This is a genomic window from Streptomyces sp. NPDC046887, assembly GCF_040644755.1.
GTDB lineage: Bacteria > Actinomycetota > Actinomycetes > Streptomycetales > Streptomycetaceae > Streptomyces > Streptomyces lichenis.
On the sequence record NZ_JBEYXH010000004.1, the window covers coordinates 1 to 26,015 of the forward strand.

26 protein-coding genes and 1 pseudogene are annotated in these 26,015 nt (G+C 75.4%); 14 read left to right on the top strand and 13 right to left on the bottom strand.

The annotated features are described in order from the left end of the window. The 6 genes and pseudogenes from ABZ945_RS06190 to ABZ945_RS06215 all read left to right on the top strand — a co-directional run. A pseudogene (locus tag ABZ945_RS06190) lies at nucleotides 1–226 on the top strand (hypothetical protein); the annotation flags it as partial. A gap of 23 nt (nucleotides 227–249) precedes the next feature. After that, entirely contained in the window at nucleotides 250–1,065 is an 816-nt protein-coding gene (locus ABZ945_RS06195; RefSeq protein ID WP_361264697.1) for a 2,3-dihydro-2,3-dihydroxybenzoate dehydrogenase, read from the top strand. A gap of 155 nt (nucleotides 1,066–1,220) precedes the next feature. Beyond that, nucleotides 1,221–2,426: an isochorismate synthase DhbC gene (gene dhbC / locus ABZ945_RS06200; RefSeq protein WP_361264699.1), complete on the top strand. Its 1,206-nt coding sequence runs from the start codon at nucleotides 1,221–1,223 to the stop codon at nucleotides 2,424–2,426. Further along, the gene (locus ABZ945_RS06205; RefSeq protein WP_361264702.1) at nucleotides 2,423–4,072 is read left to right on the top strand and encodes a (2,3-dihydroxybenzoyl)adenylate synthase; all 1,650 of its coding nucleotides are present in this window, start codon (nucleotides 2,423–2,425) and stop codon (nucleotides 4,070–4,072) included. Before dhbC ends, ABZ945_RS06205 begins: the two co-directional genes overlap by 4 nt. A 78-nt stretch (nucleotides 4,073–4,150) precedes the next feature. After that, complete coding sequence (locus ABZ945_RS06210; protein ID WP_361264705.1) at nucleotides 4,151–4,774, top strand: isochorismatase family protein; 624 nt, start codon at nucleotides 4,151–4,153, stop codon at nucleotides 4,772–4,774. Nucleotides 4,775–4,826: 52 nt separating this feature from the next. After that, nucleotides 4,827–5,660, top strand: coding sequence for a class I SAM-dependent methyltransferase (locus ABZ945_RS06215; protein WP_361264708.1), 834 nt, complete (start codon nucleotides 4,827–4,829; stop codon nucleotides 5,658–5,660). A 66-nt stretch (nucleotides 5,661–5,726) separates the two neighbouring features. Here the strand turns inward: ABZ945_RS06215 and ABZ945_RS06220 are convergent, their stop codons facing one another. Continuing rightward, nucleotides 5,727–5,990: a hypothetical protein gene (locus ABZ945_RS06220; RefSeq protein WP_361264711.1), complete on the bottom strand. Its 264-nt coding sequence runs from the start codon at nucleotides 5,988–5,990 to the stop codon at nucleotides 5,727–5,729. Then, the gene (locus ABZ945_RS06225; RefSeq protein ID WP_361264714.1) at nucleotides 5,987–6,703 is read right to left on the bottom strand and encodes a DUF2470 domain-containing protein; all 717 of its coding nucleotides are present in this window, start codon (nucleotides 6,701–6,703) and stop codon (nucleotides 5,987–5,989) included. Before ABZ945_RS06225 ends, ABZ945_RS06220 begins: the two co-directional genes overlap by 4 nt. A 129-nt stretch (nucleotides 6,704–6,832) precedes the next feature. On the opposite strand from ABZ945_RS06225, the gene ABZ945_RS06230 reads away from it, so the two are divergent. Beyond that, on the top strand, nucleotides 6,833–7,315 hold the full coding sequence (locus tag ABZ945_RS06230; protein ID WP_361264717.1) for a hypothetical protein: 483 nt from the start codon (nucleotides 6,833–6,835) through the stop codon (nucleotides 7,313–7,315). Nucleotides 7,316–7,372: 57 nt separating this feature from the next. Here the strand turns inward: ABZ945_RS06230 and ABZ945_RS06235 are convergent, their stop codons facing one another. The 3 genes from ABZ945_RS06235 to ABZ945_RS06245 form a co-directional block, all read right to left on the bottom strand. Then, a complete protein-coding gene (locus ABZ945_RS06235; protein WP_361264720.1) occupies nucleotides 7,373–7,717 on the bottom strand; it encodes a DUF3140 domain-containing protein in 345 nt (114 codons plus the stop codon). Then, nucleotides 7,714–7,962 carry a DUF2945 domain-containing protein gene (locus ABZ945_RS06240; protein ID WP_361264723.1) on the bottom strand — a complete coding sequence of 83 codons (249 nt, stop codon included), beginning with the start codon at nucleotides 7,960–7,962 and terminating at the stop codon, nucleotides 7,714–7,716. Before ABZ945_RS06240 ends, ABZ945_RS06235 begins: the two co-directional genes overlap by 4 nt. A gap of 90 nt (nucleotides 7,963–8,052) precedes the next feature. Continuing rightward, nucleotides 8,053–8,571, bottom strand: a complete 519-nt coding sequence (locus ABZ945_RS06245) for a MarR family winged helix-turn-helix transcriptional regulator (RefSeq protein ID WP_361264726.1) — start codon at nucleotides 8,569–8,571, stop codon at nucleotides 8,053–8,055. Nucleotides 8,572–8,672: 101 nt separating this feature from the next. Here ABZ945_RS06245 and ABZ945_RS06250 point away from each other — a divergent pair, with 101 nt between their 5' ends. From ABZ945_RS06250 to ABZ945_RS06275, 6 genes are all read left to right on the top strand, one after another. Further along, the gene (locus ABZ945_RS06250) at nucleotides 8,673–10,784 is read left to right on the top strand and encodes an MMPL family transporter (RefSeq protein WP_361265270.1); all 2,112 of its coding nucleotides are present in this window, start codon (nucleotides 8,673–8,675) and stop codon (nucleotides 10,782–10,784) included. Nucleotides 10,785–10,831: 47 nt separating this feature from the next. Next, the gene (locus tag ABZ945_RS06255; RefSeq protein ID WP_361264730.1) at nucleotides 10,832–11,449 is read left to right on the top strand and encodes a GNAT family N-acetyltransferase; all 618 of its coding nucleotides are present in this window, start codon (nucleotides 10,832–10,834) and stop codon (nucleotides 11,447–11,449) included. 137 nt (nucleotides 11,450–11,586) lie between these two features. Then, complete coding sequence (locus tag ABZ945_RS06260) at nucleotides 11,587–12,915, top strand: polyprenyl synthetase family protein (protein ID WP_361264733.1); 1,329 nt, start codon at nucleotides 11,587–11,589, stop codon at nucleotides 12,913–12,915. Next, the gene (crtI, locus tag ABZ945_RS06265; RefSeq protein ID WP_361264736.1) at nucleotides 12,912–14,540 is read left to right on the top strand and encodes a phytoene desaturase family protein; all 1,629 of its coding nucleotides are present in this window, start codon (nucleotides 12,912–12,914) and stop codon (nucleotides 14,538–14,540) included. The genes ABZ945_RS06260 and crtI overlap by 4 nt, the downstream gene beginning before the upstream one ends. Continuing rightward, nucleotides 14,537–15,514, top strand: coding sequence for a phytoene/squalene synthase family protein (locus tag ABZ945_RS06270; RefSeq protein WP_361264739.1), 978 nt, complete (start codon nucleotides 14,537–14,539; stop codon nucleotides 15,512–15,514). Before crtI ends, ABZ945_RS06270 begins: the two co-directional genes overlap by 4 nt. Beyond that, nucleotides 15,511–16,536: a DUF5914 domain-containing protein gene (locus ABZ945_RS06275; protein WP_361264742.1), complete on the top strand. Its 1,026-nt coding sequence runs from the start codon at nucleotides 15,511–15,513 to the stop codon at nucleotides 16,534–16,536. The genes ABZ945_RS06270 and ABZ945_RS06275 overlap by 4 nt, the downstream gene beginning before the upstream one ends. Before the next feature lie 14 nt (nucleotides 16,537–16,550). Here ABZ945_RS06275 and ABZ945_RS06280 read toward each other — a convergent pair whose 3' ends face one another. The 6 genes from ABZ945_RS06280 to ABZ945_RS06305 form a co-directional block, all read right to left on the bottom strand. After that, the gene (locus tag ABZ945_RS06280; RefSeq protein ID WP_361264744.1) at nucleotides 16,551–16,946 is read right to left on the bottom strand and encodes a hypothetical protein; all 396 of its coding nucleotides are present in this window, start codon (nucleotides 16,944–16,946) and stop codon (nucleotides 16,551–16,553) included. A gap of 35 nt (nucleotides 16,947–16,981) precedes the next feature. Beyond that, nucleotides 16,982–18,529, bottom strand: a complete 1,548-nt coding sequence (locus ABZ945_RS06285) for an FAD-dependent oxidoreductase (protein ID WP_361264747.1) — start codon at nucleotides 18,527–18,529, stop codon at nucleotides 16,982–16,984. Between the two features lie 11 nt (nucleotides 18,530–18,540). Beyond that, nucleotides 18,541–19,311, bottom strand: a complete 771-nt coding sequence (locus tag ABZ945_RS06290; protein WP_361264750.1) for a methyltransferase domain-containing protein — start codon at nucleotides 19,309–19,311, stop codon at nucleotides 18,541–18,543. Continuing rightward, nucleotides 19,308–20,531, bottom strand: coding sequence for a lycopene cyclase family protein (locus ABZ945_RS06295; protein ID WP_361264753.1), 1,224 nt, complete (start codon nucleotides 20,529–20,531; stop codon nucleotides 19,308–19,310). The genes ABZ945_RS06290 and ABZ945_RS06295 overlap by 4 nt, the downstream gene beginning before the upstream one ends. 134 nt (nucleotides 20,532–20,665) lie before the next feature. Continuing rightward, entirely contained in the window at nucleotides 20,666–21,940 is a 1,275-nt protein-coding gene (locus tag ABZ945_RS06300; RefSeq protein WP_361264756.1) for an NAD(P)/FAD-dependent oxidoreductase, read from the bottom strand. A gap of 793 nt (nucleotides 21,941–22,733) precedes the next feature. Next, a complete protein-coding gene (locus ABZ945_RS06305; protein WP_361264759.1) occupies nucleotides 22,734–23,276 on the bottom strand; it encodes a DoxX family membrane protein in 543 nt (180 codons plus the stop codon). Nucleotides 23,277–23,515: 239 nt separating this feature from the next. Between ABZ945_RS06305 and ABZ945_RS06310 the strand changes: the two genes are divergently transcribed. Continuing rightward, nucleotides 23,516–23,938, top strand: coding sequence for a DUF350 domain-containing protein (locus ABZ945_RS06310; RefSeq protein WP_248633883.1), 423 nt, complete (start codon nucleotides 23,516–23,518; stop codon nucleotides 23,936–23,938). A 39-nt stretch (nucleotides 23,939–23,977) separates the two neighbouring features. On the opposite strand, the gene ABZ945_RS06315 is transcribed toward ABZ945_RS06310, so the two are convergent. Together ABZ945_RS06315 and ABZ945_RS06320 are read right to left on the bottom strand one after the other, a co-directional pair. Further along, nucleotides 23,978–24,448 (bottom strand): hypothetical protein, encoded by a 471-nt coding sequence (locus ABZ945_RS06315; RefSeq protein ID WP_361264763.1) that lies wholly within the window; start codon nucleotides 24,446–24,448, stop codon nucleotides 23,978–23,980. A 37-nt stretch (nucleotides 24,449–24,485) separates the two neighbouring features. Next, nucleotides 24,486–25,922 (bottom strand): WGR domain-containing protein, encoded by a 1,437-nt coding sequence (locus tag ABZ945_RS06320; protein WP_361264766.1) that lies wholly within the window; start codon nucleotides 25,920–25,922, stop codon nucleotides 24,486–24,488. Nucleotides 25,923–26,015 lie beyond the last annotated feature (93 nt).

The window sequence follows — 26,015 nt, forward strand, 5'->3', positions numbered from 1 at the left end:
GGTCAGCCCGCGGGACACCGGCGAGCTGCGCGACATCGTGCCCTCCGCCTTCCTCCACTACGGCTTCGACCATCTGATGGCCAACACCATCCCGCCCCGGCGCACCGCGGCACGTCCATGTCCTCACGCCGGACGGCAAATCGACCGGGCCGGGCGGCGGTTGGCCGGGGTGGTGGAGGTCGCGGGGACCCGGCCCCTGGTAGGCGCAACGACAGGTTTAGGTTAGGCTTACCTAAACGAAGGAGTGTGATGGTGTCCTACAGCAGCGGGCTCCGGGGGGAGTTCACCGGCCGGGTCGCCCTGGTGACGGGTGCCGCCCAGGGTATCGGTGAGGCGGTCGTGGCGGCGCTGGCGAGCCAGGGCGCGGCAGTGGCCGCGGCGGACCGCTCCCCCGCCGTACGGGACACCGTCGCGGCGCTCGACGAGAAGTTCCGGGACGACCCGGCGGCCGGCTCGGCCACCGCCTACCTGCTCGACGTCACCGACCCGGCCGCCGTGACGGAGACCGTGGACCGCGTGGAGCGCGAACTCGGGCCGGTGGACCTGCTGGTCAACGTGGCCGGAATCCTGCGCACCGGCCCGGTCGCCGAGACCTCCGACGAGGACTGGGCCCACGTGCTGGCCGTCAACACCACCGGGGTCTTCCAGGTCTCCCGGGCCGTCACCACCCGGATGACCGCCCGCGGCGCCGGCTCGGTGGTGACGGTGGCGTCGAACGCGGCCGGCATCCCGCGCGCCGGGATGGCCGCCTACGCCGCCTCCAAGGCCGCCGCGGTGATGTTCACCAAGTGCCTGGGCCTGGAGGTCGCCCCGCACGGGGTGCGCTGCAACGTGGTCTGTCCGGGCTCCACCGACACCCCGATGCAGCGTTCGCTGTGGGAGGCCCCCGAGGCGGAGCGCCGGGTCGTCGACGGCGACCTCGCCTCGTACCGCACCGGCATCCCGCTGGGCCGGATCGCGGACCCCGCCGACGTCGCCGAGGCCGTGGTCTTCCTCGCCTCCGACCGCGCCCGCCACATCACCATGCAGGACGTCTACGTGGACGGCGGCGCCACCCTCCGCTGATCCGCGGGCCCGTTCCGCGCGGCCGGCCCCGTTAGCCGGGGCACCGCCGCGCCCACCGACCCCTCCCCGCCCCACCGCCCGAGGCCGCAGCCGGCCGCCGGGCGCGCTCTGCCCGCAACGCCCCACCACCGATACCGAAACCGAAGGAGCCCGACGTGTCGACGGTCCCCCAGGTCGCCCCGCCCAGACCGACGGCCGCACCGGCGCACCCCGCCGTGGGGGCGGCCACCACCCTGCTGGACGCCTACCGCCCGGCCGACCGGCTGCTGGCGACCCCCACCCGCACCCTGCTGGCGCACGGCGTCCACCGGACCGTGGAGCACGGCTCCGAGCCGCTGCCCGAGCGGGTGGCCCGCACCCTGCGCGAGGCCCGGTCCGAGCGCCACCCCGCACCGGTGGTGATCGGCGCCATACCCTTCGACCAGACCGCGCCCGCCGCGCTGGTGGTCCCCGAGGCGCTGCGCACCGGCCCGGCGCTCACCACCGACCCGCTGGTGGCGCTGCCCTCGCCCACCCCGCCGCCGGTCGACTGGGTAGTGCGCGCCGACCCGGAGCCGGAGGTGTACGGCCAGGCCGTCAAGGACGCCGTGGACCGCATGTGGCAGGGCGAGTTCAGCAAGGTGGTGCTGGCCCGCTCGCTGGAGCTGACCACCCCCGGCGACCTGGACATCCCCGGCATGGTGCAGCGGCTGGCCCGCCGCGACCCCGGCGGCTACACCTTCGCGCTGCCCACCCACCCGGGCCGCACCCTGCTGGGCGCCAGCCCCGAACTGCTGGTCTCCCGCAAGGGCAACCGGCTGGTCGCCAACCCGCTGGCCGGCTCCACCCCGCGCAGCGCCGACCTCGCCGAGGACGTCCGGCGCGCCGCCGCGCTGCTGCAGTCCGCCAAGGACCTGCACGAGCACGCCGTGGTGGTGGACGCGGTGCACCAGGCCATGGCCCCGTACTGCTCGGCCATGACCGTGCCCGAGCGCCCCACCCTGATCCGCACCGCCACCATGTGGCACCTGTCCACCACGGTGACCGGGGAGCTGGCGGACCCGGAGGCCTCCGCGCTGGAGATCGCCTGCGCCCTGCACCCCACCCCGGCGGTCTGCGGCACACCCACCGACCTGGCCCGCCAGGTGATCCGCGAGTCCGAGCCGTTCGACCGGGGCTTCTTCACCGGGATGGTCGGCTGGGGCAACGCGGACGGTGACGGCGAATGGGTCGTCACCATCCGCTGCGCCGAGGCCGAGGGCAGCTCGCTGCGGCTGTACGCCGGGGCCGGGGTGGTCGCCGCCTCCGAGCCGGAGGCCGAGACCGCGGAGACCGCCGCGAAGTTCCGCACCTTCCTCAGCGCCGTGGGAGCCGAGCTGTGAGCACGCCCTGCGCGTCCACGGTGGACGCCGACGCGCCGACCTGGCCGGCCGAGTACGCCGAGCGCTACCGGGCGGCCGGCCACTGGCGCGGTGAGACCTTCGGCGCGATGCTGCGCGAGCGGGCCGCCGCCCACCCCGACCGGATCGCGATCGTGGACCCGGCGGGCGGCCCGGACGGCGGCCGGCGCACCTGGACCTACGGCGAACTCGACCGGCGCGCCGACCGGCTGGCCGCCGGACTGACCGCCCGGGGCATCGGGCGCGGCGACCGGGTGGTGGTGCAACTGCCCAACGCCGCCGAGTTCTTCGAGGTCGTCTTCGCGCTGTTCCGGATCGGCGCGCTGCCGGTCTTCGCGCTGCCCGCGCACCGCGAGTCGGAGATCGCCTACTTCTGCTCGTTCGCCGAGGCGGTGGCCTATGTCATCCCGGCCGAGCACGGCGGCTACGACTACCGCACCCTGGCCGCCGTGGTCTGCGCCAAGGCCCCGACCGTCCGCCATGTCCTGGTCGCCGGCGGGGACGCGGGCGCCTTCGAGAGCCTGGCCGACCTCCCGGCCGAGCCGGTCGCGCTGACCGAACCGGCCCCGGACGCGCTGGCGTTCCTCCAGCTGTCCGGCGGCAGCACCGGCACCCCCAAGCTGATCCCGCGCACCCACGACGACTACATCTACTCGCTGCGTGGCTCCAACGAGCTCTGCGGGGTCACCGAGGAGAGCGTCTACCTCTGCGTGCTGCCCGCCGCGCACAACTTCCCGCTCTCCTCCCCCGGCACCCTCGGCACCCTGTACGCCGGCGGCCGGGTGGTGCTCTGCCCGTCGCCCTCCCCGGACACCGCCTTCCCGCTGATCGAGCGGGAGCGGGTGACCATCACCGGTCTGGTGCCGCCGCTGGCGCTGGTCTGGACGGAGGCCGCCACCCGCACCGCGCACGACCTGTCCAGCCTGGACGTGCTGCTGGTGGGCGGCGCCAAGTTCAGCGAGGAGGCGGCGCGGCGGGTGACGCCCGCGCTGGGCTGCACCCTCCAGCAGGTGTTCGGCATGGCCGAGGGCCTGGTCAACTACACCCGGCTTGACGACCCGGCGGAGACCATCGTCACCACCCAGGGCCGGCCCATCTCCGCCGACGACGAGATCCGGATCGTGGACGACGAGGACGAGGACCTGCCCACCGGCGCCACCGGCCATCTGCTCACCCGCGGCCCGTACACCATCCGCGGCTACTGGCGGGCGCCCGAGCACAACCGGCGCTCCTTCACCGAGGACGGCTTCTACCGCACCGGCGACCTGGTCCGGCTCACCGAGAGCGGCCATCTGGTGGTCGAGGGCCGGGCCAAGGACCAGATCAACCGCGGCGGCGAGAAGATCGCCGCCGAGGAGGTGGAGAACCACCTGCTGGCCCACCCCGCCGTGCACGACGCCAATGTGGTCGCCGAACCCGACCCGTACCTCGGCGAGCGCACCTGCGCCTATGTCATCCTGCGCGCCGACGCGGAGCCGGTGAAGGCCGCCGCGCTCAAGGCGTTCGTCCGCGGCCGGGGCCTGGCCGCCTACAAGGTGCCGGACCGGGTGGTGTTCACCGACGCCTTCCCCAAGACCGGTGTCGGCAAGGTCTCCAAGAAGGACCTGCGCGCCGCCCCGGCGGCCTGACCCACCCCACCAGTGCTGACGGCCGCGGCCCCCACCCGGGGGCCGCGGCCTCCCGCCCCACGAACGGAAACCCTCGCCATGGCCCTGCCCGCCGTCGCCCCCTACCCGATGCCACGCCCCCGCGACCTGCCGGCCAACCGGGTGGACTGGCGCGTCGACCCCGACCGCGCCGTGCTCCTCGTCCACGATCTGCAGAACTACTTCCTCTCCGCCTTCGACCGGGAGGCGGAGCCGGTCACCGCGCTGCTCGGCAATGTGTCCCGGCTGCGCAAGGACGCCGCCCGGCTCGGCGTCCCGGTCGTCTACACCGCCCAGCCCGGCGGCCAGACCCCCGAACAGCGCGGCCTCCAGCAGGACTTCTGGGGCCCCGGCATCCCCGCCGACGAGCAGGCGGCCGCCATCGCCGACGAGGTGGCCCCCGAGCCCGGCGACACCCTCCTCACCAAGTGGAAGTACAGCGCCTTCGTCCGCACCGACCTGCTGGAGCGGCTGCGCGAGCAGGGCCGCGACCAGCTGATCGTCACCGGGATCTACGCCCACATCGGTGTGCTGATGACCGCCTGCGACGCCTGGATGCAGGACATCCAGGCCTTCGTCGTGGCCGACGCGGTGGCGGACTTCTCCGAGCGGGAGCATCAGATGGCGCTGGAGTGGGCGGCCGGCCGCTGCGCCTACGTCACCCGCACCGACCACGTGTTCTGACAACCCCTCCGGGACGGGCCCGGCGGCGGAACGAGGAGAGGACGGACGGACCATGCCCGAGGAACGGCGCGCCCCCCGCCTGGGGGACGTCCAGGAGACCCTGCTCATCCCGCTGTACGGCCGGGCCGTGGAGACCCGCAAACGGCGCGGCATGATCGACGACCCGCGGGCCGTCGAGATGGTCGAGGCGATCGACTACGACTTCGCCAAGTGGGACGGAGCCCGCAGCCTGCCGGGCTCCACCCTGCGCACCCTGCTGTTCGACGCCTGGGTGGCCGCATTCCTGCGGCGCCACCCGGGCGGCACCGTGGTCGAGGTGGGCACCGGGCTGAACACCCGCTTCGACCGGCTCGACAACGGCACGGTCCACTGGTTCGACCTGGACCTGCCCGATGTCATCGCGCTGCGCCGGGAGTTCTTCCAGGACACCGACCGGCGGCGGATGATCGCCGCCTCGGTGACCGATCCGTCCTGGCTGGAGGACGTGCGGGCCTCCGCCCCGGGCCCGTACTTCATCGCCTCCGAGGCGGTGCTCCTCTACCTCCCACAGGAGGAGGTCCGCGGGGTGTTCGAGGCAGTGGCCGAACGGCTGCCGGGCGCCTGGCTGGCGGCCGAGACCGCGAGCGCCCATATGATCGACACCCAGGACGGCCACGATGTGCTGGCCGCGATGGCGGCGCGGATGCGCTGGCGCTGCGACGACCCGGCGGAGGTCACCTCCTGGGCCCCGGTCGAGCTGCGCGAGTCCCGCACCTTCGCTTCTCTGCCCCCGGCGGTACGGGCCCGGCTGCCGCTCCACTACCGGCTGATGGTGCGGGCGATGGCCGTGCTCCAGCGGAAGGACGCCGAGTCCTACCGGTTCAACCTCTTCCGGTTCTCCGGCTGAGCGGGCCTCAGCACGTCGGCGAGCGACCGGCGCACCCGGCGGGAAGCCGCGGGGGCGCCGGTCGCCTCACTCCTCGGGGGCCTCGGCGGGCGGCGGTACGTACGGGGGTGATGCGGGCGGCGTGTAGAGCGCCGCGGCCCGGGGCGCGGCCCGGATGATGGCGCCCACCAGGTCATGGCCGCCGGTCACCGGCAGCGGGGACGGCCGCGGGACGGCGGGCGGTGGCGGGGCGTCAACGGACGGGGACGGTACGGCGGGTGGTACGGGAGCGGCGGGCGCGGCGGCGCGGGGCACCGGGTGGAGCCGCGCCGCCGTGTCCGTCCCGCTCATGTCCGGCGCCGCTCTCGGGGGGCGTACGCGCGGGACAGCAGCCGTTCGACCTGGCGGCGGACCTCGCCGGCCGACCGGACCGGCACCGGGAAGGCCACCCGGGCGTCCTCGTGGTGGTCCGGGTACTCGAAGCGCAGCACGATCCCGTACCGGTCCATCGCCAGCGGGCGCACCCGGGCGTCCCGGCGCGGCTCCGGGCCGGCCAGCAGGGCGAGGCGCTCCACGATGTCCGGGTGGTCCTCGTCCAGATGGACCAGCATGGCCGCCTCCTCCAGGGCCAGCACATCGGGGGCGGCCGCGGCCAGCGGGCCCGGCTCCACCTGCTCCACCAGCCCGCCGCACTCGATGGCGGCCCGCGCCGGATCCAGCCGGAGGACCAACGCGTCCGGGGTGTCCTGCGTCTGACAGGGTGTGAGGACACCGGCGAGGGTGACCTTGGCCCGTACCCGGTCCCGGGTGAGGGCCGGGGCCAGGTCGGTGAACTCCAGCAGCGCCCGCAGGGCCCCGTCCGGGGCGCAGACGGCCTCCACGGCCGGGAGGCTGTCGGCGGGGGTGTGCAGCCGCAACACCCCGGCGCGGTCCACGGTGTGCATGGCGATCAGGTCGTAGCAGTTGCCGTCGGTCGTCAGGCTCAGCGAACCGGCGGCGGCGACGACGGACCGAATCCGCTCGGCGGTGCTCGGCCCGGCGGGCCGGAGCTTGGCGAGAACCATCCAGGAAACCCCTTACTTAGGTTAGGCTCACCTAATCTAACATTCCCCGTGGGGCAGCGGAATCCCTGCTCGCCGGCCGTCGGCCGCGCATCGGCGGTGCCGCCACCCCGCTTCGCCCGAGGAGGGCCGGTGTACAGATCGCGAGAGTGGATCCTCGAACGGATCCGCCGGGACCATGAACGGGCCCCGGAGACCGGGCTCCAGGAGCTGGCCATGCGCTACAAGGTCTCCCGCGCGGTGGTGGCCGAGGCGCTGTCGCTGCCGCTGCCCGAGCGCCGGGCGCGGCGGCGCAGCTCGGTGCTGGACCCGGTGAAGCCGGCCATCGAGCTGATGCTGCTCCAGGAGCTGGAGGCGGCCGCCCGGCGCGGCCACACCATCCGCGGGATCGTCGAACGGCTGCGGGTGGAGGAGGACTTCACCGCCGCCTCGTACTCCACGGTGCGGGACTACGTACGCCGCCGCCGGATCGCCCTGGCCCAGGAGGCCCGGGCGCGGGCCCGCCGCCTGCCGGACGCGGCACCGGCCCTCACGGGTCCGGGCGGGACCCTCGGCGCGGACGGCGGCGGGGGCGTCCGCGACGGGGCCCGGGTACCGGCGGAGCAGGCGCTGTAGCCGTCCGCGCGCGGGGCCCTTTCACGGTGATCGGGCCCCGCACGGTCGATGGCCCGGCTACTTCCCGGGGTCGTGGCCCCAGTTCATCAGCGAGTACCGCCATGCGGTGTTCGTGGTGTCGCCCGAGGGGCGCTGTTTCAGATGCCGGTGCACATAGCCGGTGACCTTGCGCATATGGGCGAGGTCGTCCGCGTCCAGATCGCCCTTCCCGGCGCGCAGCAGCTCCACGATCCGCCGGCCGGAGGCATGGCCGGTGGACTCGCCGCCGCCGTCCTTCTTCTGGCCGACGCTCCGGGACTCGTCGGTCTTCAGCCACTTCTCCAGCTCGCCGGCGGTCATGTTGACGGCCTCGCCGAACCCGTCGAGCGTCTTCTGCCGGTCCTTCTCCCCATCACCGCTCACGAGCCGCCGCCACCCTTCTTCTTCTGCAGCGACTCGGGCTTGTGCACGGCGCTCCGGCCGGTCTTGTCGCTCTCCACCTCGTACTGCGGCTCCTCCTTGGAGGCGTCCACGGTCCGCCCGGCGGCCTCGGTGCGCTTCTCGACCTTCTTCTTCACCGTGCCCTCGACCTCCTGGCCGTGGCTCTGCCAGCTGACGTCATCGCCCTTCGAGAGCTTCTTGCCCTGCTTCTCCTGCTTCTTCGCCATGGCGGGTGTCCTTCCGCTCGCCGGATCGCCGTGCGCGTTCCCGGCTCCGCCACTGTCATGGGCGGGGTGCGCACCCGCACCTCGGACGGGTCAGCGGCGCAACCGGTCCAGCTCCTCGTTCATCGCGTCCAGGAAGCGGACCACCACCAGCAGCTCCGCCCGGGTGAAGTGGGCGCGGGCCGCGTCGGTGGAGCGGGCCAGGGGCTGGAAGTAGTCGCGGGCCAGTTCCCGGGCCGCCTCGGCGTAGTGGAGATGGACCACCCGGCGGTCGTCGGACGCCCGGACCCGGTGGACGTGTCCCGAGCGTTCGAGCCGGTCCAGGCAGGCGGTCATCGCCCCGGAGGTGAGGTTGAGCCGGCGGCGCAGCCGTCCGGGTGTCATCGGCCCCTCGTCGTCACCGTCCCCGCCCGGCCGCGCCCCCGCGTCAAGGATGGCGATCAGCGCCTGGACGTCGGTCAGATGGAGCCCATGGGCCTGGGCGAACTCCTGGGCGATGCGGTTGAACTCGGCGTTCATCCGGCGCAGCAGCACGGCGAAGCCCTGCAACCCCACCGGATCGGTGGGGCCGTTCGGCGGGAAGGAGGCCGGGGGCGTGTCGGAGCCGTGCATCCGACCAGCATAAGATCCCCGAACCGATATCTTGATGATTGAGATAGTCAATGAGTGGCACACTCCGGTTCAGGGTGCTGGGCCGGACGGAGGAGGACGCGATGGCTTCGGGGACGGCTGCCGGATCACGGCGGTGGGTCAGGTGGCTGGTGCCGGTGGTGCTGCTGCTGGTGTGGCTGGGCATCGGCGGGACCCTCGGTCCGTACGCCGGGAAGCTCGGCGAGGTGGCGACCAACGACCAGGCCGCGTTCCTGCCGCGCAGCGCCGAGTCGACCCGGGTGCTGGACGAGCAGAAGGCGTTCGACCGGGAGCAGACGCTGCCGGTGATCGTGGTGTGGACCGCCGACGGCGGCGGCAGGCTCGACGCCGCGCAGCGGGCCGCCGCCACCGCCGCGGTGCGCGAGGCGGCCGAGGCACCGGGCGCGGCCGGGCGCCCCTCCCCCGTACTGCCGTCCGAGGACGGCGAGGCGCTCCAAGCCGTCATCCCGCTGGAGTCCGGTCTCGGTGACGAGCTGCCGGCCGCGCTGGACGGCGTACGGAAGGCGGTGTCCGACGTCCCGGGCGCGCGGGCGCAGTTGGCCGGGCCGGCCGCCAACCAGGCGGATCTGTCGGACGCGTTCTCCGGGATCGACGGGCTGCTGCTCGGCGTAGCGCTGATCGCGGTGCTGGTGATCCTGCTGCTGGTGTACCGGAGCATGCTGCTGCCGTTCGTGATCATCCTGGGCGCGGTGTTCGCGCTGGGGCTGGCCTGCGCGGTGGTGTACGCGCTGGCCGACCGGGATGTGGTGCGGGTGGACGGGCAGGTGCAGGGCATCCTGTCGATCCTGGTGATCGGCGCGGCCACCGACTACGCGCTGCTGCTGGCGGCCCGCTACCGGGAGGAGCTGGCGGCCGGGCAGGACCGGATGGCGGCCGTGGTGGCCGCGGTGCGCCGGTCGGCCGGGGCGATCACCGCGAGCGCGGCCACCGTGGCGCTGGGCCTGCTGGCGCTGCTGGCCAGCGATCTGACCAATAACCGGGCGCTGGGCCCGGTCGGCGCGATCGGGATCGTCTGCGCGGTGCTCAGCGCGCTGACCTTCCTGCCCGCGGTGCTGGTGCTGCTGGGCCGGGCCGCGTACTGGCCGGCCAAGCCCAAGCCCTCGGACGCCACGGCCGAGGGCCACGGGGTGTGGCGGCGGGTCGCCGCGCTGGTGGGCCGGGCGCCGCGCCGGGTGTGGGCGGCCACCGCCGTGGTGCTGGCGGTCTTCGCCGCGTTCTCGCCCTCACTGTCCTCCAAGGGTGTGCCGCTGGACGAGATCTTCGTCAACGACGCCCCCTCGGTGGCCGCGCAGGAGACCCTGGCCCGGCACTTCCCGGCCGGCTCCGGCAACCCGGCGGTGATCATCGCCAGGGCGGACCGGGCCGAGCAGGTGGCCCAGGCCGCGGCCGCCACCGAGGGCGTCTCCTCGGCCGTCCCGCGCACCGCCTCCGGCCGGCCCGGCCAGGGCGAACCGCTGGTGGTGGAGGGCGCGGTGCGGGTGGACGCCACCCTCGCCTCGCCCGCCGACAGCGAGGCGGCCAAGCAGACGGTGGCCCGGCTGCGTACCGCCGTCCATGCGGTGCCGGGCGCGCAGGCGCTGGTGGGCGGCTACACCGCGCAGCAGTACGACACCCAGGAGACGGCCTCCCGGGACCGCACCCTCATCGTGCCGGTGGTCCTCGCCATCATCCTGCTCATCCTCATCCTGCTGCTGCGCTCCCTGCTCACCCCGGTGCTGCTGGTGGCGACGGTGGCGCTCAACTTCCTGGCCACCCTGGGCGTCTCCTCACTGGTCTTCCAGCATCTGCTGGGCTTCAGCGGCACCGACGCCTCCGTCCCCCTCTACGGCTTCGTGTTCCTGGTGGCGCTGGGCGTGGACTACAACATCTTCCTGATGTCCCGGGTACGGGAGGAGAGCCTGCGCCACGGGGTCCGCGAGGGCGTGCTGCGCGGGCTGACCACCACCGGCGGGGTGATCACCTCGGCGGGTGTGGTGCTGGCGGCCACCTTCGCCGCGCTGATCGTGATCCCGCTGGCCTTCCTGGCGCAGATCGCGTTCATCGTCGCCTTCGGCGTGCTGCTGGACACCCTGGTGGTCCGCTCGCTGCTGGTGCCCGCGCTGGTGCTGGACATCGGCCCCAAGGCCTGGTGGCCCGGCGCGCTGTCCCGTACCGACCGCGGGGCTCAGGACTGACGTTCGGGAGGCCCCCGCCTCGTCGCGGCGGGGGCCGGGTGGGCAGAATGATCGTCATGTCGATCATGAACGCTCCGACGTCGGCGACGCTCGACGATGCCCCGCTGATCAGCCGCACCCTGGCCCTGGCCTTCGACGACGACCCGATGATGCGCTGGTTCTTCCCCGACGGCGCCACCCGCCAGGACCGGCTGGGCCGCTACTTCGCCACGCTCTTCACCGGCCAGTACGCCCAGCACGGGGTGTGCGAGCGCACCGGCTCGGCGGTCGCCTTCTGGGTGGCGCCGGAGGGGCAGGAGAAGGCCGTCCCGGACGCGGAGACCATCCGCCGACTCCAGGAGATCCTCGGGGACCGGGTGGAGGTGTTCCGGGCGGCCGTCGAGACGGCCGCCGCGCACGCCTACGGTGAGCCGCACTGGTATCTGGCGCTGCTCGGCGCCGACCCGGCCGCCCAGGGACAGGGCCATGGCGCCGCGCTGCTGCGCTCGGGGCTGGCCAAGGCGGACGCGGCGGGTCTGCCCGTCTGCCTGGAGTCCTCCAAGCCGGCCAATCTGCCCTTCTACGAGCACTTCGGCTTCGCCATACGGGGAGAGGTCCGGCTCGGTGAGGACGGCCCGACGGTCTGGGCCATGGTGCGCCCGCCGCGCCCCGCGACCGGCGGATAGCCGCCGGAGGCCTCCGCCGACCGGGTGACCGGTCCCGGGAACGGCCGCGAAGAGGGCAGGCATGACGACAGCCGAGGTCAGGGGCCGCGGCTGTCAGGCGCCCCGGCCCCCGGGGGCCGCTCGCGAAAGGGGCCTGCATGCTTGCTCCGCGGACCACACCCGCCGGCGCCGGTGCCGCACATGCCCCGCCCGCGCCACCCGCCCCGCCCGTCATCGAGGCCGTCCGGGCCGTCGAACACTTCCTGGCCGGCCATCTCGCCGGGAAGCGACGCGGCGCCGGCGCGGTGGACCCGGTCTTCGCCGAGGAGCTGGTCACCCGGGTCACCGCCTTCGTCGGGCGCGGCGGCAAACGGCTGCGCTGCGCCTTCGCCTGGTGCGGCTGGCGCGCGGCCGGCGGCGGTACGGACCTGGGCGTCCGCCCGGCGGCCGGGGGCGGCGCGGATCGGGACGGCAGTCCGGCAGACGGCGGCGGTACGGAGCCGGGCGTCCGCGCGGTGGACGGGGGCGATGACCGCCGGGCGGACGGTGGTGGCGCGGATCGGGTCGGGCAGCCCGCCGACGGCGGCGGCGCGGCGGATGTGGTCCGGATCGGGGCGGCGCTGGAGCTGCTCCAGGCCTGTGCGCTGATCCATGACGACGTGATGGACGGCTCGCCCCGGCGGCGCGGGGCGCCCGCCGTGCACACCGAGTTCGCCCGGCTGCACCGCACCGGCCGGCTGCTCGGGCCGCCGGAGGCCTTCGCCGCCTCCGCCGCCATTCTCGCCGGCGACCTGGTGCTGGCCTGGGCCGACGACCTGCTGGCCGAGACGGCCCTCGGCTCGCCGCACGGCGCGGCCCTCCAGCGCGAATGGGCGGCCATGCGCGGGGAGATGGTGGCCGGTCAGTATCTGGACATCCGGGCCCAGGCGGAGGGCTCCTCCTCACCGGCCGACGCGGTGCGCATCGCCTGTCTGAAGAGCGCCCTGTACACGGTGGAGCGGCCGCTGGCGCTCGGCGCGGCCGCCGCCGGGGCCGATCCGGCCACCACCGCGGCGCTGCGGTCCGCCGGGCGGTGCGCGGGCCTGGCCTTCCAGCTCCGGGACGATCTGCTGGGGGCGTTCGGGGACCCGGCCGCCACCGGCAAGCCCGCCGACGAGGATCTGCGCGGACGGAAGCTCACCTATCTGCTGGCGGTGGCCGCCCGGTCGGCGGCCGGCTCCGGGGACGCGGCCGCCGCCGAGGCGCTGGCGGCGGGCGGGGCGTCCGCCGGGGCGCGGGATGTGGCCCGGATGCGCGCGGCGATCGAGCGGACCGGGGCGCGGGCGGCGGTGGAGGCGCGGATCGCCGAGCTGGCCGGGGCGAGTCTGCGCCACTTCGCCGGGTCGGGGGCCGAGGAGCCGGTACGCCGGGAGTTCGCCGCCCTGGTCGAACGGGCCGCCGGTGTGCGGGTTCCCAGCGCAGGCCGACCCCGGACGGAGGACGTATGAGGACGGTTCCGGGGCCCACGGGCCATGTCGTGGTGGTGGGCGCCGGGTTGAGCGGACTGGCGGCGGCGCTCCATCTGCTGGGCGCGGGGCGGCGGGTGACCGTGGTCGAGCGGGCGGACGGTCCCGGCGGGCGGGCCGGGCGGCGGGAGTTCGGCGGCTATCTGGCGGACACCGGGCCGACCGTGCTGACCATGCCGCATCTGGCCGACGAGGCGTTCGCCGCGGTCGGCGACAGTCTGCACCGGCGCGTGGAGCTGGTGCCGCTCGCTCCGGCGTACCGGGCCTGCTTCGCCGACGGCTCCCGGATCGACGTACACACCGACGGGGACGCCATGGAGGAGGAGGTCCGACGGTTCGCGGGCCCCGCCGAGGCGGCCGGCTACCGGGAGCTGCGGTCCTGGCTGAAGCGGCTGTACCGGGCGCAGATGCGCCGGTTCATCGACACCAACTTCGACTCCCCCGCCCAGCTGCTCCACCCGGACCTGGCCCGGCTGGCCGCGCTCGGCGGCTTCGGCCGGCTGGACCGGCGGATCGGCCGCCATCTCTCCGACGAGCGGCTGCGGCGGATCTTCTCCTTCCAGTCGCTGTACGCGGGGGTGGCTCCGGCCCGGGCGCTGGCCGCGTACGCGGTGATCGCCTATATGGACACGGTGGCCGGGGTGTGGTTCCCCCGCGGTGGGATGCACGCCCTGCCCACGGCGATGGCCGAGGCGGCCGAGCGGGCCGGGGCCGAGCTGCGCTGGTCGGCCGGGGTGGCGGAGCTGGAGCGGTCCGCCGGGCGGGTGCGGGCGGTGCGGCTGTCCACCGGGGAGCGGATCGGCTGCGACGCGGTGGTGCTCACCCCCGATCTGCCGGTGGTCCACCGGCTGCTGGGCCGGGCGCCACGCCGCCCCCTCGCCCTGCGGCACTCCCCCTCGGCGGTGGTGCTGCACGCCGGCACCAACCGCACCTGGCCCGAACTGGCCCATCACACCCTGTCGTTCGGCGCGGCCTGGGAGCGGACCTTCGAGGAGCTGACCCGCACCGGGCGGCTGATGAGCGATCCCTCGCTGCTGATCACCCGGCCGACCGCGCACGATCCGGGGCTCGCCCCGCCCGGTCGCCATCTGCACTACGTGCTGGCGCCCTGCCCCAACACGGTGACCGGTCCCTCGGTACGGGACTGGGCCGAGCTGGCGCCCGGCTACCGGGACAGCCTGGTGGCCGAGCTGGAGCGCCGGGGGCTGACCGGCTTCGGCGCGGCGATCGAGCGGGAGGTGCTGGTCACCCCGGCCGACTGGGCGGCCCAGGGGCATGGCGCGGGCAGCCCCTTCTCCGTCTCGCACACCTTCGCCCAGACGGGCCCGTTCCGGCCGCGGAACCTGGTGCGCGGGCTGGAGAACGTGGTGCTGGCAGGCTGCGGCACCACCCCGGGCGTGGGCGTCCCCACCGTACTGATCAGCGGAAAGCTGGCCGCGGCCCGGATCACCGGCGCCGACCGCCGCCGCCCCGCCCGCACCCGGCGCGCCACGGCACCGGGCACCCCCTGGGCCCCGCCCGCCACCCGGCCCCCGAAAGCAGGCGCGATGCCCCCTTCCACCCCCGGCCCGGCGGCCCCGGCTCTCCCCGACCGGGGGCGCCGATGACCCGCCGCGAACTGGACGCCGCCGGCATCACCGATCCCGCCCTGCGCACCGCGTACACCACCTGCCGGAAGCTCAACGCCCGGCACGGCCGCACCTACTTCCTGGCCACCCGGCTGCTGCCGGTGGAGCGCCGGTGCGCGGTGCACGCCCTGTACGGCTTCGCCCGCTGGGCCGACGACATCGTGGACGGGCTGGACCGGCGCGAGACCCCCGACGAACGCGACCGGCTGCTCAAGGTGCTGGAAGAGGACCTGGCCACGGGGCTGCGGCGGCGGGGCGGCGACGAGCCGGTGGTGCGGGCGGTCGCCGACACCGCCGAGCGGTACGCCATCGACCCGGCACTGTTCACCGACTTCATGGCCTCCATGCGGGCCGACCTCACCGTCACCGACTACCCGACCTACCGGGAACTGCGCGGCTATATGCACGGCTCGGCGGCGGTGATCGGCCTCCAGATGCTGCCCGTCCTCGGCACCGTGACGGACCGTACGGAGGCCGCGCCGCACGCGGCGGCCCTCGGGGTGGCGTTCCAGCTGACCAACTTCCTGCGGGACGTGGGCGAGGACCTCCAGCGGGGCCGGATCTATCTGCCCGGTGATCTTCTGGCCGCGCACGGGGTGGACCGGCTGCTGCTGGAGTGGAGCCGCCGCACCGGCCGCCGGGACCCGCGGATCCGGGCCGCGCTGGTCGCCGCCGCCGAGCTGACCCGGGGCGTCTACCGGGAGGCGGAGCCCGGTATCGCCATGCTGGAGCCGCGGACGCGCCCCTGCATCCGTACCGCCTTCGTGCTGTACGGGGGGATCCTGGACGCCATCGCCGAGGACGGGTACGCGGTGCTGCACCGGCGCTCGGTGGTGCCCCGGCGGCGCCGGGCGGCGACCGCGGCCGCCGGGCTGCTCCGGATCCTGGCCGCCCGCGCCACCCCGCCCTCTCCCCCGCGCCCGGTGGCGGTGGGCGAGGAGGGCGCCCGGTGAGCGGCGGTACGGGGCGGGGACGCTGGACCTCGCCGCTGCGGCTGCGCCGGGGCCCCGGCTGGGCGGCCCAGCAGCCGACCTGGCGGCAGGCCAGGCCCGCCCTGATCGCGGACGCCCTGAAACGGGCCTCGGCCCGCCCCTCCGGCAACTGGTTCGCGGTCGGCGCCGCCCGGGACATCACCGCCGACGGGCGCCCGGCGGGCCGGACCGTCGCCGGGGTGGAGGTGGTGGTCTGGCGGGACGGAGGCGGTGCGCTCCGCGCCGGTCCCGGCGTCTGCCCCCACCTGGGCGCCCCCCTGAAGGACAGCCGGGTGGTGTGCGGCACGCTGGTCTGCCACTGGCATGGACTGGCCCTGGACGGCGCCCCGTTCGCCGGCTGGGAGCCCTTCCCGGCGTACGACGACGGGGTGCTGGCCTGGGTGCGGCTGGACGCGGTGGGCGGCGAGGAGCCGCTGGACCGCCCGGTGGTCCCGATCCGCCCGGCCCCCGCAGGCGCGGTGGACGCGGTCTACACGGCGGTCGGGCGGTGCGAGCCGGAGGACGTGGTCGCCAACCGGCTGGACCCCTGGCACGGTTCCTGGTTCCACCCGTACTCCTTCGTGGACCTGCGGGTGGTGGACACCCCCCGGGGCGGCGGCTGCGGCGGCTCCGGCGAGGAGGACGGCTTCGCGGTGGAGGTGTCGTTCCGGGTGGCGGAGCGCCTGGTGGTGCCGGTGCGGGCGGTGTTCACGGCCCCCGAGCCCCGTACCGTCGTCATGCACATCACCGACGGGGAGGGCGCCGGCTCGGTGGTGGAGACCCACGCCACCCCGCTCACCGCCCGCGCCGACCCGCACCCCAGGACCGCGGTGGTGGAGGCGGTGGTCGCCGCCTCCGAACGCCGCGGCTTCGCCCTGGCCCGCGCCGCCGCCCCGGCTCTGCGCCCCCTGATCCGCCGCGCCGCCGGCCGGCTGTGGCGCGATGACCTGGCCTACGCCGAACGCCGCTGGGCCCTGCGCTCCACCGGCCGCTTCCCGGGCTGAGCCGACTGGGTGAGCTACCGGGAGAGGTGGCGGCGGACGAACGGAGCCGCGCCGGTCACCAGCAGGGCGAAGCCCAGCAGCCGTTGCAGCCCAGCCTGTTCGATGAGCGAGCTGTGCAGCGGGCCGTATACGGCATAGGCGCCCGCGGCCAGATCGCTCACCGCGATGGCGCAGGCCAGGTCCAGGCCGCGCCGGTGGCCGCCGAGCAGCAGCAGGGCGGCCAGCGGGTCGAGCAGCGTCAGCGAGGTCCAGTAGAGGTTGAGCCAGAGCGGCGCCCAGTCATAGGGGCGCGGCCCGTGGCGGAGCAGGTCGGTGAGATGGGCGGTGGTGCCCACGGCAAGCAGCAGGGCCGCGATCAGCCAGACCACGGCCACCACCGCCCGAGGCGCCCGCCGCATCCACTCCCCCACGCCTCCTATCCTGACAGCCCCTTGGCCAGGTGTCGTCAGCCGCCCGCCCGGCGGGCCAGGGCGCGCAGCAACCGGGAGCGGCCGGCCCGGGGGACGGTCCAGAGCACCTGGCCGCTCACCCCCCAGCGGGCCAGCAGGGCGTTGGCCGCCTGGAAGCCGGTGGTGGCGGCCCGCTCCATCAGCGCCACCGGCAGATCGGTACGGACCAGGTCACCGGCGAGCACCACCGCCGGGTGCGGGGTGCGCACCCCGGGGCGGCGGGGGTGGCCGCCGACCGGGAACACCGGGCAGTCCGCCCGCCATTCATGCCGTACGTCCACGGCCCGGGCGTCCCGGGTCTCCGGGTACACCTCGTGCAGCCGGGCCACCATCCGCTCCTGGATCTCCTTGCGTTCGGCGCCCTCGTCGACGGCGTAGGCGTGCAGCTCCACCACCGAGCCACCACTGCGCGCCGCCCAGCGGGCCGCCTCGCCCTCCCAGCGGTCCAGCACACTGACGTTGTCCAGCCCGTCGTAACCGCTGGTGCCGAGGAAACCGGGCCGGTCCGGTGCGAGCGGCCGGTCCAGCCAGAGCCGGGAGACCAGGAACGGCGGCGCGGTACGCAGCCCGGCGACATTCGCCCGCCATCCGGCATCACCCAACCCCTCCGACGCGCCCACCAGTTCCCGCAGCCCCCCGGTGTCCAAGGCCAGCACCGCGGCCTGGTGGCGCTCGCTCCCGGAGCCGCTGGCCACCTCCAGCTCGTCGTCCCCACCGGGCAGCGGGCGCAGGGAGTGCACCGGCACGCCGGTGCGCACCTCCACGCCGAGCGAGGCCAGATAGCCGGCCAACGGCTCCCAGAGCGCCTGCGGATAGGGCTCGCTGGGCACATCGAACAGCAGCCCCTCGGAGGAGCCGAGGAAGTAGATATGGAACATCACCAGCAGTTCGGCGGCGGAGAGTTCGCGCGGGTCGGCGAAGAAGCTGCGGGAGAAGACCTCGAAGGCCAGATGGTGGGCGGCCTCGGGGAACTCGATCGCGCGCAGGAAGTCGTACGCGCTGACACCGTCGTACCGCTCGTACACCTCCGGCACCCGGACGTCGAGCAGCGGCAGCGCGGCCCGGGCGTCCAGGGCGGCGAGGTCGCGCCAGCCGAAGCTGGGGCTGAGGGCGACGAACCCGGCGGCGCTGAGCGGCGGAGTGCGCGGCACCCGGGCGAAGCCGTCGGTCAGCCCGGAGCGGTGGCGCAGCGGGTAGTCGGGCAGAGCCGTCAACCGGGTGAGCCCGGGATCGGTCCGGCGCAGCAGACCGCGCAGGTTGTAGTACTGCCGGAAGAAGGCGTGGAAGCCGCGGCTCATGGTGGCCTCGGAGCCGTCCGCGAGCCGGGTGGACCAGCCGGCCAGCCGCCCGCCGAGCTGCGGTTCCCGCTCGTAGAGGGTGACCCTGATGCCGCGTTCGGCCAGCGCGGTGGCCGCGGCGAGCCCGGCGATCCCGCCACCCACCACGGCGGTGGAGGGCGGCTCCCCGCCGGAGAACCGGGGCCGCCCGGGGGCCGGGTGCAGAACCTCGGCCCGGCGGTCCCGCCCCCGCCGCGCGGCGCCCACGGCCCGGCCTCTCACGCCCCCGCCCCCGTCCGGAGATCCGTCCGGAGGTCCGTCCGGGGATCCGCCGCCGGACCTGGCCGCGCGGCCAGGAAGGTGTGCACGATCCCGGTCTGCCAGCCCGCGACCGGCAGGGTGCGCACCGCCGCGAAGCCGCCGCGGGTCAGCCGGGCGGCGAACGCGGGCGCGGTGTCGAAGTCGAGGACGCTGTGCCGGAGGTGGCGGTAGAGCTCGCGGTCACCGGTGAGACCGCCGGCGGGCTCGATCAACCCGCGGCAGACCGCGCCCCACAGCGCCCGGTGGACCGGCGATCCACTCAGGCTGTACTCGTGCACCGCCAGGCGCCCGCCGGGCCGCAGCAGCGAGAGCACGGCGGCGAGGACGCCGTCGGGGTCGGTGACATTGCGGAAGAGGTACGCGGCGAACACCGCGTCATACGGCCCGCGCGGCCCGGCGTCCGCCTGCTGCTCGGCGGTGCGGTGCAGAAAGGTGACGTTCGGCGGCCAGGCCTTGGCGGCCGCCTCGGCGAGCATCCCGGCCGAGGCGTCGACCGCGGTGATCCGGGCCTGCGGCGCCGCCGCCAGCAGGGCCCGGGTGGAAGCACCGGTACCGCAGCCGAGGTCCAGTACCGCGAGCCCGGCGCCCTGGGCGGGCAGCCGCAGCCGGCGCGCGGATCGGCGCAGCGCGGCCAGATGGCCGGGGTTGAGGGTGGTCAACCGGTCGTACGTGGGCGCGGCGTGGTCGAAGGCGCGGGTCAGATCGTGGTCCCGCAGCAGCGTGGTCAACGGTTCTCCTCAGGGTGGGGGGCGGGGATCCGCCGGGGCAGGAACGGCAGTTCGACGGCGGTGCGCAGCATGGGGCCGACGGGACAGCGCAGCCCGATGCCGAACTCCTCCCCGGGTGTGCTGCCGCCGTCGAGGAAACGCAGCACCCGTTCGGCAGGGGCGCGGTCGAACAGCCCGGTGAAGAACCGGGGGCCGTCGATCCGCCCGGCGTCCAGGGCTCTGAGCAGCACGGCGTCCATGGCGAGCGCCCGGCGCCCGTGCGGCCGCGGCACCAGGGCGGCTTCCGACGCGCCGCCCGCGGCCAGGGCGGCGGCGATGTTCCGGCTCTGCCGCTGGATCGCGGCGAAGGTGTAGCCGGTGGCGGGCCGGGTGGCGCCTCCGGCCGCGCCGATGAGGAAGTGGGCGGGTCCGCGGCGGCGGGGGAAGCGGGCGTCGGTCATCGGGATGACCCCCTGCTCGACGCCCTCCACGGTGTACGCCCCGAGCCCGAGCACCCGTCCGGTGTACTGCCGCAGCGCCGCCTCGTACGCGGGGACGGGCAGCGGGCGCCGGGAGAACTCCGTGTACTCGACCAGGGCGCGGTCCGGGGCGAGCGGCAGCACATAGCCGAACGCCAGTCCGTGGTCCGGCTGCGGGACGCGGAAGTCCATCAGCTGGGCCGTGCCGGGGTCGAAGCGGGGCCGCGCGGTGTGCACGAACCAGCCGCGGAAGTGCTGGAGCAGCGTGGTCCGCGCGGGCGGCAGCCGCCTGGGCGGGCGGGAGTCGAACACATACCGGCCGTGCAGGGTCAGCGGGCGCCCGGCCGCATCGACACACCGCACCTCGGCCCCGTCCACCCCACCACCCCGCACATCCTGCACGACCGCCCGCAGCAGCCGCGCCCGAGGATGGGCGGCGAGCCGGCCGTGCACCAGCCGCTCGAAGGGGGCGGAGCGCAGCATCCGGTACCGCAGCGGAGCGGGGACCGCCTCGATCGCACCGCCGTCCGGGCCGGTGATCCGCAGCCGGTCCCACTCGGCGGTGACGGCCGGCTCGTACTCCCCCGGCCCGTCGTCCCAGAAGCACCAGGTCCGCTCGGCCGGCCGCAGCGGCCCCTCCGGCGCCTCCACCACGACCACACCCAGGCCCCCTTCACTGGTTCCCGTCCTGGTGATCCAGTGGGCCAGGCTGAGTCCGGCCGCACCCCCGCCGACGATGACCACGTCCGCGGTGTGCCGCATCGGCGTCCTCCTCCCCCGGCGCGCGCGGGAGCGGCCGCTCGGCCCCCGATCATCGCGGGCGCCGGGGCGCCATCCACGGCGGCACGGGCGCGAGGCCGCCTCCCGTCCCCCGACCGGACGAGGCCCGGCGGTGGCTACCGCTGGGTGAGGGCGGCCGAGCGGTGGGCGGCGGGATGGTCGGCGAGCAGCTCCCGGGCGGCCCGGGTGCCGGAGGCCAGCGCCCCCTGCACCGAGCCGGTGGCCCGGTGGTCGCCGCACACATAGTGCCCGGAGGGGGTGCGGGTGGTCCGGCTCAGCGGCCAGGGCGGCGGCATAGCGGGCAGCGCGCCCGGGATGGTGTACGCGGCCACCTGCTCCCACCCAGAGGTGTCCGTGCCGTACAGCTCGGCCAGCCGCCCCCTGACGGCCGCCGCCGTCTCGGGCCGGTCGCCGCCCAGTACCGAGGTGGACACCAGGGAGGTCCCGGGCGGCGCGTAGGTGGGTGAGACCTCGGTGAGGACGACGGTGTTGAGGACGGTCAGGGTGGAGTCGGTGACCAGGGTCGGCTCGGCCAGCGGAGTGCTGCCGGTGGCGTGGTAGTACGTGGTGACGGCCCGGGTCCCCGGGGCGGTCAGGCCCGGCAGCAGACGGGCGGCGGTGGTGCCGTCGGTGGCCACCACCACGGCACCGGCGAGGAGTTCGGTGCCGTCGCCGAGGACGACCCCGTCGGCGGTGAGCGCGGTGACCGGGGTCTCCAGTCGCAGAGTGCCGGGCGGCAGCCCGTCCGCGAGCTGCGCGGGGACCGCGCCGATGCCCTCGGCCGGCAGGCAGAGCGTGCCGCGGGCCATGCTCCGCCACACCAGATGGAAGAACCGGGCCGAGGTCTCCAGCCGGTCCTCCAGGAACACCCCGGCGAGGAAGGGCCGCAGCAGCTCGTCGATGGTCCGCCGGGACAGCCCGGCGGCGTCCAGCGCGGCCGAGGTGGTGCGGTCGGCGCGGCGCCTGACCGCGGCCGCCGGGAGCAGGGTGTCGTACGCGGAGAGGGCGGCCAGCGCGGCCAGGTCCCGCGCGGGCAGCGCCCGGCCGGGCAGCAGGGCGCCCGCCGCGCGGGGCCGCCGGGTGGGATCGGCCAGCCGGACCGGCCCGCCCGGGGTGTGCGCGATGAGTCCGGGGGTGAAAGGCCTCAGCCGCAGGGCCTTCAGATCCAACCGCCGGCGCACCTGCGGATACGAGGTGTTGAACACCTGGAAGCCCCGGTCCAGCAGGAACCCGTCCTTCCGGTCGGTGCGCATCCGCCCGCCCACCCCGTCGGACGCCTCCAGCAACGCGACCCGGAGTCCGGCACGGCTGAGGTCATGGGCGCAGGCGAGCCCGGCAAGGCCCGCCCCGACGACCACGACATCGGGAGCGGGCGGGCGCTGAACGGTCATGGGCACAGGCTCCTCGACGGCTGGGACGGGCTGGGTGGGTGCTGGTGTGCGGCGGGGGGTCCGCCCGCCGGGCGACGAGCCCCGGACCCGCGCCGTGGCGGGGCGGTACCAGTCCCGGCCCGATCTCACCGCTCGCTCCGGGTTCGGCCCGGTCGGATCGTGGCCGGCGTCGGTTCGGTCGCGGCCGGCCTCCTGGCCCGGGTGGGGTAATGGCCGGGTCTCCCGGCCCGGGCTCGGTTGTGGCCGGCTCTCGGCCCGGGGCTCGGTGGTGGCCGGGTCTCCCGGCCCGGGTGGGGTGGTGGCCGGCCTCCCGGCCCGGAGCTCGGTGGTGGCCGGTCTCCCGGCCCGGGCTGGCCTCGCGGGCCTGGCTGGCTTCGCGGGCCTGGTTGGCTTCGCGGGCCGCGTACCCCTCCCGCGCCGCCCCATGCGGGGAGCCGCCGCCCCAGACGAAGGGCTCCGCAGGCCAAAGGCGACCTGCGGCAGCCCCGGGCGACGGCGGGCGCCGCCCCGGCCCGGCAACCCCACGGCGGACGCGCCCCCGGCAGTGCGTCCGGCCGGGAGCGGCGGCCCCGGCCGGTAGCAGCGAACCCGACTGCGGCGGACGCCCGATGACGGGCGTGCCCGATCGCGCGCCAGGCTCGTGGCGGGCCGGGCCCACGGCGGGCGCTGCGGCCGAGGCCCCGCCGGGCACCGGCAGCCACGGCCCGCGCGGCCGACGTAACGTCAGGTGGGCTCGACCGCCGTGACCGGGGGCGCGGGCGGCCACAGCGGGGCGGGGCATCGGGGGCCGTGGTCAGCTCTCGGCGCCTCCGGCCGTGTCCCCTTCGGCGGCCCGCTGGCCCTGGGCCCGCTTGCCGACCACCGCCGCGGCGGCCACCGCGGCGCCGAGGAAGGCGGCGGCCACCGTCCAGGGCCGGTCAACCCGGTAGCCGGTGAGGTGGTCCAGGGAGAGGCGGCCGGCCCCGGCGACACCGAGGGCGGCGGCGGAGAAGCCGAGGAAGGCCGGGTACTCGAAGCCACCGGACTGGGCGAAGAACCCGTTCGGGGCGTGCACCGCCACCGCGCCCGCCATGGCACCCGCCGCGGCCGCACCGGCCACCGGGGTGCCGAGGCCCAGGGCGAGCAGGGCACCGCCGCCCGCCTCACCGAGCCCCGCGGCCAGGGCGCTCTGCCGGCCGGGGTGGTAGCCCATGGCCTCCATCGCCTTGCCGGTGCCTTCCAGGCCTCCGCCGCCGAACCAGCCGAACAGCTTCTGGGTGCCGTGGGCCACCAGCACCGCTCCGGCTCCGGCCCGGAGGGCGAGCAGGCCGAGGTCTCGTCGGTTGAGGGGGGTCATGGGGTCTCCCGTCGGTGCGACTTGTCTGTGCCGTGTTGTAGCTGCCGCTACCAACTGTGGGCGTCCCGTGCCCGGGGCGGCGGCCCTGCGGAGCCGTACGGGTGACCGGCCGTCGGGGGCCGTACGCTACATTTTGCCTCTCCTTGACCGCGATCATCCACCGCCATCACGCGGCCCGGACGATCGTCCACGACCACCCAGACGGTCCTTCACGACCACTCAGACTCGGAGCGGCATCCATGAGCGACATCGTCAACGGCCTCGGCCGCGCCACCGCCTACGGCGCCCTGGGCGTGGTTCTGCTCATCCTCGGCATATTCCTGGTGGACGCGCTCACCCCGGGCAAGCTGGGGCGGCAGATCTGGCAGGAGCGCAACCGCAACGCGGCGCTGCTGCTCAGCTCGGCCCTGCTGGGCATCGGGGGCATCGTGTTCACCTCCATCTGGACGACCTACGACGACTTCGGCAAGGGACTGGTCTCCACCGCGGCGTTCGGGGTGCTCGGGCTGCTGCTGATGGCCCTGGCGTTCCTGGTGGTGGACCTGCTGACGCCGGGCAAGCTGGGGGCGACCCTGGTGGAGCAGGAGCCGCACCCCGCGGTCTGGGTGACCGCGTCCTGCAACCTGGCGGTGGCCGCCATCGTGTCCGCCTCCATCGCCTGACGCCCACCCAGTCCGTCACTCCTTCCGTACGCCTCTCGGTCACCCGGTGAGCCGGACCGCCTCCACCTCCAGGAAGCGGCGGCCGCGCGGGCCGCGGTAGAGCAGCGCGTCCCAGCCCAGCCGGTCCAGGAGGGCGGCGCACTCGCCGAGAGCCCGCTCCTCCTCGTGCGCGGCGCCGGAGCCGGTCGGGCCCAGCCACTCCACCCGGACGGTGCCCGGCTTCTCGCCCGCCGCCACCCGGTAGCCGGTGCGGGTCCGGCGGCCCTCCGGGTCGGTGGCCGAGGGTGCGGCGCCACCCGCCTCCAGGGCGAGGGCGACCGCCCGCACCGGCTGGTGGCGCTCCCAGTCGGCGGGCGAGGCCCTCGGGTCGCCGCCCGCCGTGCGGGTCAGCCGGCGGATCTGGAGCAGCCCCTCGAAGGCGGTGCGCACCTCGGCGGCCCGTCGCCCGGCGGCCTCCTCCGGTAGTGCAGGTCCGTCACCGGTGGCCGCCTCGAAGGCCTGCCCGCTCACCGCGCGCCCCCGGCGCCGCCCGGACGCCCGCCCCCGGTCACCGCAGCCGCCGGATGTCGCCGCGCACCCGGTAGAAGCCGCCGGTGGCGGGGTGCAGGGCGTCGACCACGTACCTGGCCCCCGCCTCCCGAATGTCCCGGGGGAACTGCACCCGCCAGGAGGGCTCGTACCCCTGCGACACCACCTGGACCCGCAGCCGGGCGCCGTCCTGGACGCACTCCACCACCACCGAGCCGGCCGGCGCGGCGGACACCGTGGCGACCGAGGCCGCGGCGGTGGCCGGGGCGTAGGTCGGCAGGGCGGCGGCCAGCTTGATGTCCCGGGCCACCGGGACCGTGCCCTGCTGGGCGGCCGCGATCGCCGCCTCGCTCGCGTCCACGCAGACCAGGGCGCCGTCCGTGGTGACCAGGTAGAGCCGTTCGTCGCGGTACTGCATGGAGAGCGCCGAACCGCCGCCGGTGCCCAGCTTCCACAGCCGGGTGCCGTCCCGGTCGAAGCAGTACACCGAGGAGGCGGAGTCCCCGGCGAAGACATAGCGCCCGCCGGGCGAGGTGGCGCAGGAGTAGACCGCGCTGTCGCAGCCGTAGGTGGCCTCCAGGGCGCCGTCCGCCTTGGCCAGCCGCTGCACCGTGCGGTGCCCGGTGCCCGCGTACACCGCGTCCGGCTCCTGCCAGCCGAAGAGCACCGCGCCCCTGGTGGGGGTGTGCCACAGCTCGCCGCCGCCGTCCGGGGCGTAGGCCGTCACCCCGCCGGTGTGGCCGTGGTAGACGGCGCGGTCGTCGGCGCGCACCATCCAGGCGTGCTCGCCGCGGCCGCCGCGCGCCCACTGGTGCTCGTCCTCGTGGTCGATGACGGTGAGCCGGCCCGCCCGGTCGGCCACGTTCAGCACGCCCTCGTGGATGTCCAGCCAGAAGATGTCGACATCGGTGGAGATCTCGTACGCGGCGAAGGGCAGCTTGGAGGAGAGGTCGTACACCCGGCCGTCGTCGCAGCCCGCGTAGATCCAGAAGTCGTCCGCGACCAGGCACTTGACCCCGTCGGGCAGGCTGTACTTGGCCTGCACCTCGCCGCCGTGGGCCAGGGTGTACACCTCGCCGGCCTGGTTGCCCACCCAGCAGCGCTCCTCGTCCACATGGATGCCGAAGGCGGCCGAACCCGTGCGGAAGCGCCACAGCACCGGCGCCACGGCCCGTGCCGTCGACGGGGCGGAGGCCACCTGCCGGCGGGTGACCGCCCGGGGCGCGCGACCGCCGGGCACCGCGGGGGCGTACCCCTTGCGGACCTTCTCCCCTATCTTCTTCGCCGCGGCCGCCTGGGCCTTCTGGGCGGTGGGGAAGGTGGAGGTCTGGAACTGCCCGGCCGCGCCGATCCGCCCGTAGCGCACCGACACCGTCTCACCGGAGACCGTCACCTCGTAGAACTTGTGCGCGCCCCCGCCGTCCTGCGACAGCTCCAGATACGTCGTCGCCGACATGGCACACCTCTCCCCCGAGCCGGTCCGCGGCCTGTCCGCGAACCCCACTGCCTGAACAGTACGAGCCACCACTGACAACGCCGCCCGCGCCCG

What these genes read in the sequence shown, in the direction of transcription:
- ABZ945_RS06245 (WP_361264726.1), bottom strand. Translation starts at nt 8,571, where the DNA reads ATGCACGGCTCCGACACGCCCCCGGCCTCCTTCCCGCCGAACGGCCCC.
- ABZ945_RS06310 (WP_248633883.1), top strand. Translation starts at nt 23,516, where the DNA reads ATGAGCGACATCGTCAACGGCCTCGGCCGCGCCACCGCCTACGGCGCC.
- crtI (WP_361264736.1), top strand. Translation starts at nt 12,912, where the DNA reads ATGAGGACGGTTCCGGGGCCCACGGGCCATGTCGTGGTGGTGGGCGCC.
- ABZ945_RS06260 (WP_361264733.1), top strand. Translation starts at nt 11,587, where the DNA reads ATGCTTGCTCCGCGGACCACACCCGCCGGCGCCGGTGCCGCACATGCC.
- ABZ945_RS06270 (WP_361264739.1), top strand. Translation starts at nt 14,537, where the DNA reads ATGACCCGCCGCGAACTGGACGCCGCCGGCATCACCGATCCCGCCCTG.
- ABZ945_RS06300 (WP_361264756.1), bottom strand. Translation starts at nt 21,940, where the DNA reads ATGACCGTTCAGCGCCCGCCCGCTCCCGATGTCGTGGTCGTCGGGGCG.
- ABZ945_RS06215 (WP_361264708.1), top strand. Translation starts at nt 4,827, where the DNA reads ATGCCCGAGGAACGGCGCGCCCCCCGCCTGGGGGACGTCCAGGAGACC.
- ABZ945_RS06240 (WP_361264723.1), bottom strand. Translation starts at nt 7,962, where the DNA reads ATGGCGAAGAAGCAGGAGAAGCAGGGCAAGAAGCTCTCGAAGGGCGAT.
- ABZ945_RS06320 (WP_361264766.1), bottom strand. Translation starts at nt 25,922, where the DNA reads ATGTCGGCGACGACGTATCTGGAGCTGTCGCAGGACGGCGGGGGCGCG.
- ABZ945_RS06295 (WP_361264753.1), bottom strand. Translation starts at nt 20,531, where the DNA reads ATGCGGCACACCGCGGACGTGGTCATCGTCGGCGGGGGTGCGGCCGGA.
- ABZ945_RS06195 (WP_361264697.1), top strand. Translation starts at nt 250, where the DNA reads ATGGTGTCCTACAGCAGCGGGCTCCGGGGGGAGTTCACCGGCCGGGTC.
- ABZ945_RS06225 (WP_361264714.1), bottom strand. Translation starts at nt 6,703, where the DNA reads ATGGTTCTCGCCAAGCTCCGGCCCGCCGGGCCGAGCACCGCCGAGCGG.
- ABZ945_RS06255 (WP_361264730.1), top strand. Translation starts at nt 10,832, where the DNA reads ATGATCGTCATGTCGATCATGAACGCTCCGACGTCGGCGACGCTCGAC.
- ABZ945_RS06220 (WP_361264711.1), bottom strand. Translation starts at nt 5,990, where the DNA reads ATGAGCGGGACGGACACGGCGGCGCGGCTCCACCCGGTGCCCCGCGCC.
- ABZ945_RS06305 (WP_361264759.1), bottom strand. Translation starts at nt 23,276, where the DNA reads ATGACCCCCCTCAACCGACGAGACCTCGGCCTGCTCGCCCTCCGGGCC.
- ABZ945_RS06210 (WP_361264705.1), top strand. Translation starts at nt 4,151, where the DNA reads ATGGCCCTGCCCGCCGTCGCCCCCTACCCGATGCCACGCCCCCGCGAC.
- ABZ945_RS06250 (WP_361265270.1), top strand. Translation starts at nt 8,673, where the DNA reads ATGGCTTCGGGGACGGCTGCCGGATCACGGCGGTGGGTCAGGTGGCTG.